The following is an 8,017-nucleotide window of genomic DNA, read 5'->3' on the forward strand; positions in this document are numbered from 1 at the left end:
GCGGCGCCCCTTACTCCTCGTCGGGGTCGTCGACCAGCTTGTGTCGCAGCGCGTAGCGCACCAGCGCCGCTTCGTGCGGCATCTGCATTTTTTCGAGAATCCGGGTCTTGTAGGTGCTGACGGTCTTCGCGCTCACGCACAGCGTCTGCGCGATTTCCGATAGCGTCTGCCCGACCGCGATGCGGCGGAATACGTCGAATTCGCGGTCGGACAGCCGATGGTGCGGCAGCGTGTCCATCGGCTCGTGGAGGCTTTGCGCGAAGCGCTCGGCCATCGCGAGGCTCACGTACACGCCTCCCGACGCCACTTTCGTGACGGCGCCGACCAGTTCGGCGCTCGCGCTCTCCTTGGTCAGATATCCCGACGCACCCGCGCGAAACGCGCGCACCGCGTACTGCTGTTCCGCGTGCATCGTCAGCACGAGGATCCGCAGCGCGGGTTGCTCGTCCTTGATCTGCTTGATGAGTTCGACGCCGTTGCGGCCGGGCATCGACAGGTCGAGCACCAGCACCTGGGCGGGCGTCGAGCGCACGAGCGCGATCGTGGTCGCGCTGTCGAACGCTTCGCCGGCGACGTCGAAACCGGTCGCGTTGCCGAGGATGTGCCGCAAGCCGTCGCGCACGAGCGCGTGATCGTCGGCAATGAGAACCTGGATCATGAAAGAGACGTTTCCTGTTGTATCGATTGCAGGGGGAAAGCGACCGTGATCGCGAAGCCCCGGCCCCGGCCGGTGTCGATCGTCACGGTGCCGCCCAGCATGTGCGCGCGTTCGCGGATGCCGATCAGGCCGAACGACTTGTCGACGCGGCCCTGCGCCGGCTCGCCGTGATACGCGCCGCGGCCGTTGTCGGCAATGCTCAGCACGCACGCGTCTTCGTCGAGTCGCAGGGTCAGCCGGACCCGCGTTGCGTCCGCGTGCCGCGCGACGTTGGTAAGCGCCTCCTGGACGATGCGGAACAGCGTCGTCGCGCCGACGCTGTTGAAACCCGTCTCGCCGGGTTCGACGTGGCATTCGACTTCGATCCCGTAGCGATGTGTGAAATCCTGCGCGAGCCATTCGATCGCGGGCACGAGCCCGAGATCGTCGAGCATCACCGGGCGCAGATCGGCCGCGATGCGCCGCACCGACGCCACCGTCGAATCGATCAGCCGGTGCATCCCGCGCAGCTGGTCCGGCACGCTCGGCGCGGCCCGGCCGCCGGTTGACGGGGCGTGCAGCGCGTGGCCGAGCGCGGACAGGTCCATCTTGAGCGCGGTGAGCTGCTGGCCGAGGTCGTCGTGAAGCTCGCGGGCGATCCGCGTTTTCTCTTCCTCGCGAACGTTCTGCAGGTTGGCGGACAGCTCGCGCAGCTCTTCGCGCGATTGCCTGAGCGCGTCCTCGCCGCGCAGCCGCTCGGTGATGTCGCGCAGCATGACCGTATACAGCTTGCCGGTTCCGTCGCGGATCTGCGAGATCGACGCCTCGATCGGGAACTCCTCGCCGTTCGCGCGCAGGCCGAACAGCACGCGCTGCCGGCCCATCTGCCGCTCGGATACGCCGGTCACGCCGAACTGCTCGACATGCCGCACGTGCACGGCGCGAAACCGTTCGGGAATGAAGCGCGACAGCGGCGCGCCGATCGCCTCCATCGCGGAGACACCGAACACGCGTTCCGCCATCGGATTGAAAATGACGACCGTCTGCGCCTCGTCGATCGTGATGATCGCTTCCATCGACGAGCGGATGATGCCCATCATCCGCGCTTCGTTCGGTGTGGCGGAGGTGTCCGGCGACCGCTCGCGCAGCCGCGCAAGCCGGTATAGCGCGGCGGCGAGCGCCGCCGAGACCGCGAGGCCGGCCGCGAGCACGGCGGCCCACAGATCGGTCGCGCCGGTGGCGCCGGGGCGGCCGTCCATCGCGTACGCGAGCGTCAGCGTGTCGCCGCCGAAGGCCAGCGTGCCGGTCGTGCGCCATGGCGCGGCGGATGCGGTGGCGTCCATGCCGGCATCCGCGCGATAGAGCGGCGTCCCGGGCGCGCGGTGAGACACGCTCAGGCCGATGCCGCGCTCGTCGGCGGTGGCCAGTTCGAACAGCCGTTGCGTATCGAGCGACGCGAACAGGAAGCCGGCGAGCGCCGCGCGGCGCACGTCGCGCGAGACCGGCGCGACGCCGGCGCGATAGAGCGGCAGGAACAGCGTCAACGCGGCTGCCTGCCCGGCGGTGTCGCGATCCGTATCGGTGTCGCGCACCGCGAGTGCGATCTGTCCGCTGTCGGCCGCGCGCCATAGCGCTGCCGCGTCGCGCGCGCCGATATCGGGCGGCAGCGCGCCGGTGTCCGGCGCGAACCCTTGCACGGCGATCGGCAGGGCGGCCGGCGGCCCGCTCCCGTCGGCTTGCGCGGTTGCGTAGCCGAGGATCCGGACCGGCGCACGGTTGCCGTCGAGATCGAGATTCGCGACGTACGCGCGCCAGGCGTTGCGGGTCGGCGCGGGCGACAGCGTCAATGCGCCGCGAGCGCCGCTCAGCACGACGGCGCTCGCGAGCAGCTCGCGCTGGATCGCCGTGCTCAGGTGCGCGGCGCGGCGTTCGAAGCGCGCGTGCGCGGTGGTTTGCCACTGTGCTTCGACATACCCGGCCACGCCGAGCGATGCCGCCGCGCCGGCGGCGAAGGTGAGCAGTCCGGCCCACGCGGGCCGTGCTGCGAGTCGGGTCAGACGCGCGCGCGCTGAAGGCGCGTCGGTGCGTGTTGGTGTTTCGCTAGCGGTCATGGGAATCCACGCTGATGGAGGTCACGCCGGAAGGCGCGGCTGACGCCAGTGAATGAACGGCGCAGGCAGGCTGCACGGCTCGCTGTGGTCTCGCCCTGAATTTAGAGGTGAAATTGTGCGCGGTTTACCTATTTTTGGCTAATGGGAACCGCATCGAATGCGCGTTCCACGGGTTCTTCACGCGCCCCGGCGGCGGGTTGACCGGGGTCAATCACGCGCGGCGGCGCGTGCGAGAGACTGTCGGGCGGGGCCTGCGCGCCTGTCGGTCATGCCTCGAAGGAGACGATCATGTATCAGCGGATTTTTGCGGCGCTCGACGGCAGCCGCAGCGCGCGCGTTGCGTTCGACGAAGCGATCAGGATTGCCGTTGCGAACCACGGAACGATTACCGCGGCGTGCGTGGTCGAGCACAAGCCGCAGCTCGTCGATGTCGATTCCGGTTTCGTCGACATGCGGGACGAAGGCAGCGCGGCGGTGGATACCGCGACCGTCGCGCTCGAAGAGGCGAAGGCGCAGCTGGCGCTGCATCATGTCGAAGGCACGGTGCGGGCGATCGATTCGTATGGCGAGGACGTTGCGTCCGTGCTGATGCGCACGGCGGCCGAGTGCGACGCGGATCTGATCGTGATGGGCACGAGCGGCCGTCACGGCATTCGGCGCTTGCTGCTCGGCAGCGTGGCGGAATCGCTGCTGAGGCTGGCGGACCGGCCCGTACTGTTGCTGCGCGACGATCCGGCGCGCGGCGATGCGCGGCGGTGACGCCGCCCGCGCGCCTGAACGAAGCGGCTGAGGTCGCGAAAAAAACGCCCGTCGAGCGGGCGTGAAGGCACAAGAAATCGACGGATTGCGCGAACCTGCGGCGCACTGCCGCCACGCGGCATGCATGGCGCGTGCGCGGAAACCGCGAACGGATGTCCGTTGCGAGGCGGCCGTGCACGGGGTGCCACGCAATCAGTCTATGACCCTTTTCGCGCTCCGCCTTGACGTGGATCAAGGCGGGAATCCGTCTGCGGATTGACGGCTTTCGCCCTCGATGAACCGGTGCGGGACAGAAGCCGCGAACCGCGCCGGCCCGCATCCGACCGGCAGCGCCGGCCGGATGCCTGTCGCATCACCACTCGTAACCCACCTGGGCGCGGACACCGGCGTCGCCGGTCGACGTCGTCGCCACGCCGCCGTTCACGAGCCACTTGCCGTTCTCCGAGCGGTGGGTGACGCTGACGGCGATCGCCTTGCCGCTCTTGTAGCTGCCGACGCCGACGCCGGCGACCGTGCGGCCCGGGGCCGACGGCGTCAGGTTCGGCATCGCGAGCGCGGCGGCAATCCCCGAATACGCGTTCTTGGCGACGTCGTTGATCGCGCGGTTCGTGTCGTTGATCCGCTGGTCGGTGTAGCTGTTCGCCTGGCTGACGCCCGACGCGACCGAGGTGTTCAGCTGGTTCAGGTTCACGGCGTCGGTGCCTTGCGTGCCCGGCGCGACGTTCGTGATCTGGCGCTGCTGGTCCGCGCTGCCGACCGACACCACGTTCGAGCGGCCGCCGTCGTTCGAGTTGGCGCCGATCGCCACCGAGTTCGAACCGGCGGTGACGGTCGGCTTGTCCGAGCCGTCGCCCTTCGAGTCCGACGCGATGCCCGAGCTGTTCGTGACCGACGTCGACAGGTTGCTGATCTGGTTGTTGATGTTCGTCACGCTGGTCGACAGCGAGTTCACCGTGTTGTTGGTCGTCGACAAGCTGGTCGACAGCGAGCCGATGCTGGTCGACGTGGAGGTCGACAGCGACGTGACGTTGCTGTTGGTCGTCGACAGACCGGTCGACAGCGAGTTGACGGCGGTCGACGTGGAAGTCGACAGCGACGAGACGGTGCTGTTGGTGGTCGACAGACCGGTCGACAGCGAGTTGACCGAAGTCGACAGCGACGCCACGTTGCTGTTCGTCGTGTTGAGGCCGGTCGACAGCGATGCGACCGTGCTGTTGGTGGCGTACAGCTGGCTGCCGTTGACCGCGTCGGTGCTGGTGGCCGACACCCGGCCCGCCGCGACGTTGGTGATCTGGCGTTCTTGGCCGGGCGAGCCGACGCTGAACACGCCGAACGGATTGGCGCCTTGATACGGTCCGAAGTTCAGGCCGCCGACGCTGGATGACGAGACGCCGACGGCGGGCGACGTCGTCGCGTTGCTGCCGATCGCGACCGAGTTGTCGAGGTTCGCCACCGCGTTGGGGCCGATCGCGACGCTGTTGACGCCGGTCGCCTGGCTGTCCGGGTCGGTCGAGTTCGCGTGGAAGTACTTCGCTCCCTTGGCGTTGATGTTGTCGATCGCCGAGCCGACGTTGTTGTTGGTCGTCGTCGTGCCGTCGTTGTTGTAGGTGACGTACGAGGGCGCGCTGATCTTGCCGGTCGCCGGATCGTAGGTCGCGCCGCCGCCGAGCGCGCTGGCCGTGCTCGTGCCGAGGTTGCTCGTGTTGCTCGTGATCGAACTGATGCTGGTCGACAGCGAACCGATGCCGGTCGACGCGGAGGTCGACAGCGACGCGAGGTTGCTGTTGGTCGAGCTGATGCCGGTGGACAGCGAGCCGATGCCGGTCGACGTCGAGGTCGACAGCGAGGTGAGGCTGCTGTTGGTCGACGACAGGCCGGTGGAGAGCGAGCCGATGCCGGTCGAGGTGGAGGTCGACAACGAGGTGATCGAACTGTTGGCGCTCGACAAGCCGGTCGAGGTGGAGGTCGACAGGGAGGTGATCGACCTGTTGGCGCTCGACAGGCCGATCGAGGTGGAGGTCGACAGCGAGGTGAGGCTGCTGTTGGTCGACGACAGGCCGCTGGTGTGGGTGGCGATGCCGGTCGAGGTGGAGGTCGCCAACGAGGTGATCGAACTGTTGGCGCTCGACAAGCCGGTCGAGGTGGAGGTCGACAGGGAGGTGATCGAACTGTTGGCGCTCGACAGGCCGGTCGACGTGGAGGTCGACAGGGAGGTGATCGAGCTGTTGGCGCTCGACAGGCCGGTCGAGGTGGAGGTCGACAACGAGGTGATCGAACTGTTGGCGCTCGACAGGCCGGTCGAGGTGGAGGTCGCCAACGAGGTGATCGAACTGTTGGCGCTCGACAGGCCGGTCGAGGTGGAGGTCGCCAACGAGGTGATCGAACTGTTGGCGCTCGACAGGCCGGTCGAGGTGGAGGTCGCCAACGAGGTGATCGAACTGTTGGCGCTCGACAGGCCGGTCGAGGTGGAGGTCGCCAACGAGGTGATCGAACTGTTGGCGCTCGACAGGCCGGTCGAGGTGGAGGTCGACAACGAGGTGATCGAACTGTTGGCGCTCGACAGGCCGGTCGAGGTGGAGGTCGACAGGGAGGTGATCGAGCTGTTGGCGCTCGACAGGCCCGTCGACGTGGAGGTCGACAACGAGGTGATCGAGCTGTTGGCGCTCGACAGGCCGGTCGACGTGGAGGTCGACAACGAGGTGATCGAACTGTTGGCGCTCGACAAGCCGGTCGAGGTGGAGGTCGACAGGGAGGTGATCGAGCTGTTGGCGCTCGACAGGCCGGTCGACGTGGAGGTCGACAACGAGGTGATCGAACTGTTGGCGCTCGACAGGCCGGTCGACGTGGAGGTCGACAACGAGGTGATCGAACTGTTGGCGCTCGACAAGCCGGTCGAGGTGGAGGTCGACAGGGAGGTGATCGAGCTGTTGGCGCTCGACAGGCCCGTTGACGTGGAAGTCGACAGCGAACTGATCGAGCTGGTGGCGCTCGACAGACCCGTGGAGGTCGACGTGGACAGCGACGCGAGATTGCTGTCGGTCGTGCTGAGTCCAGTGGACAGTGAGCCTATGCCGGTGGACGTGGAGGTCGACAGCGAAGTGATCGAGCTATTGGCGCTCGACAGGCCGGTGGACGTGGAAGTCGACAACGACGTGACCGTGCTGTTGGTGGTCGACAGGCCCGTCGACGTCGACGTGGACAATGACGTCAGCGAGCTGTTGGCCGTCGACAGACCCGTGGAAGCCGACGTGGACAGCGACGCGAGATTGCTGTCGGTCGTACTGAGACCGGTGGACAGCGAGTTGATGCCCGTCGACGTGGACGTGGACAGCGAAGCAATCGAGCTGTTGCTGCTCGACAGGCCGGTTGACGTGGAGGTGGACAACGACGCGATCGCGCTATTGCTGCTCGACAGTCCGGTGGAAGCCGACGTGGACAGCGACGCGAGATTGCTGTCGGTCGTACTGAGACCGGTGGACAGCGAACTGATGCCGGTCGAGGTGGAAGTCGACAGCGAGGCGATCGAACTGGTTGCGCTCGACAGGCCGGTCGAGGTCGACGTGGACAGCGACGTGACCGTGCTGTTGGTGGTGGACAGGCCGGTCGACAGCGACGTGATCGAATCGGTGGCGGAATCGAGTTTGCTCGCGACCGAGTAGAGCTGGCTGCCGTTCACGGCGTCGGTGCTGGCCGCCGTGATGCGGCCTGCCGCGACGTTGGTGACCTGGCGTTCGGTGCCTGCATTGCCCACGCTCACCACGCCCGCCGGATTGGCGCCCGCGAAGCCGCTCAGCGTCGTCGAGCCGACCGTTGCGCTCGACACGCCGACGGCGGCGGCCGTGACCGAGTTCGCGCCGAGCGCGACCGAGTTGTTGGTGCCCGCCGAGGCACCGGTGCCGATCGCGACGGCATCCGTGCCGGTCGCGACGCTGTCCGCGCCGGTCGAGTTCGCGTGGAAGTACTTGATGCCCTGGCTGTTGATGTTGTCGATCGCCGCGCCGACATTGTGCGCGGTCGTCGTCGTGCCGTTGGCGTTGTACGTCGTATAGGCGGGCGCCGAGATCGTGCCGGTAGCCGGGTTGTACGCGGCGCCGCCGCCGAGCGCGGCGGCCGTGCTGTTGCCGAGATTGCCGGTCGTCGTCTGCAGCGTGCTGACGCCGGTCGACAGCGAACTGATGCCGGTCGAAGCCGAGGTCGACAGCGAAGTAACGGTGCTGTTGGTCGAGCTGAGGCCGGTGGACAACGACGCGATGCCGCTGGTTGCGGTGGACAGGCCGGTGGACGTCGAAGTCGACAGCGAGGTGACGGTGCTGTTGGTCGAGCTGAGTCCGGTCGAAAGCGAAGTGATGCCGCTGTTGGCGGTGGACAATCCGGTGGACGCCGACGACGACAGCGAAGTGACGGTGCTGTTGGTCGAGCTGAGGCCGGTCGAGAGCGAAGTGATACCACTATTCGCAGTCGACAAGCCGGTGGATGCCGACGACGACAGCGAAGTGACGGTGCTGTTGGT

At 67.4% G+C, this 8,017-nt stretch carries 4 protein-coding genes; 1 reads left to right on the forward strand and 3 read right to left on the reverse strand.

The window, feature by feature from the left end; translation table 11 throughout:
* Window positions 1-10: 10 nt before the first annotated feature.
* On the reverse strand, window positions 11-658 hold the full coding sequence (locus RZR99_RS26535) for a response regulator transcription factor (protein WP_323122750.1): 648 nt from the start codon (window positions 656-658) through the stop codon (window positions 11-13).
* Window positions 655-2,748 carry a PAS domain S-box protein gene (locus tag RZR99_RS26540; protein ID WP_323122751.1) on the reverse strand — a complete coding sequence of 698 codons (2,094 nt, stop codon included), beginning with the start codon at window positions 2,746-2,748 and terminating at the stop codon, window positions 655-657. Before RZR99_RS26540 ends, RZR99_RS26535 begins: the two co-directional genes overlap by 4 nt.
* 288 nt (window positions 2,749-3,036) lie before the next feature.
* Between RZR99_RS26540 and RZR99_RS26545 the strand changes: the two genes are divergently transcribed.
* Window positions 3,037-3,507: a universal stress protein gene (locus RZR99_RS26545; protein ID WP_323122752.1), complete on the forward strand. Its 471-nt coding sequence runs from the start codon at window positions 3,037-3,039 to the stop codon at window positions 3,505-3,507.
* Between the two features lie 352 nt (window positions 3,508-3,859).
* Here the strand turns inward: RZR99_RS26545 and RZR99_RS26550 are convergent.
* Window positions 3,860-8,017 (reverse strand): YadA-like family protein (locus RZR99_RS26550; protein ID WP_323122753.1); only part of this gene is annotated, 4,158 nt, incomplete at its 5' end.

Source organism: Burkholderia alba, assembly GCF_034721475.1.
Classification (GTDB): Bacteria; Pseudomonadota; Gammaproteobacteria; order Burkholderiales; family Burkholderiaceae; genus Burkholderia; species Burkholderia alba.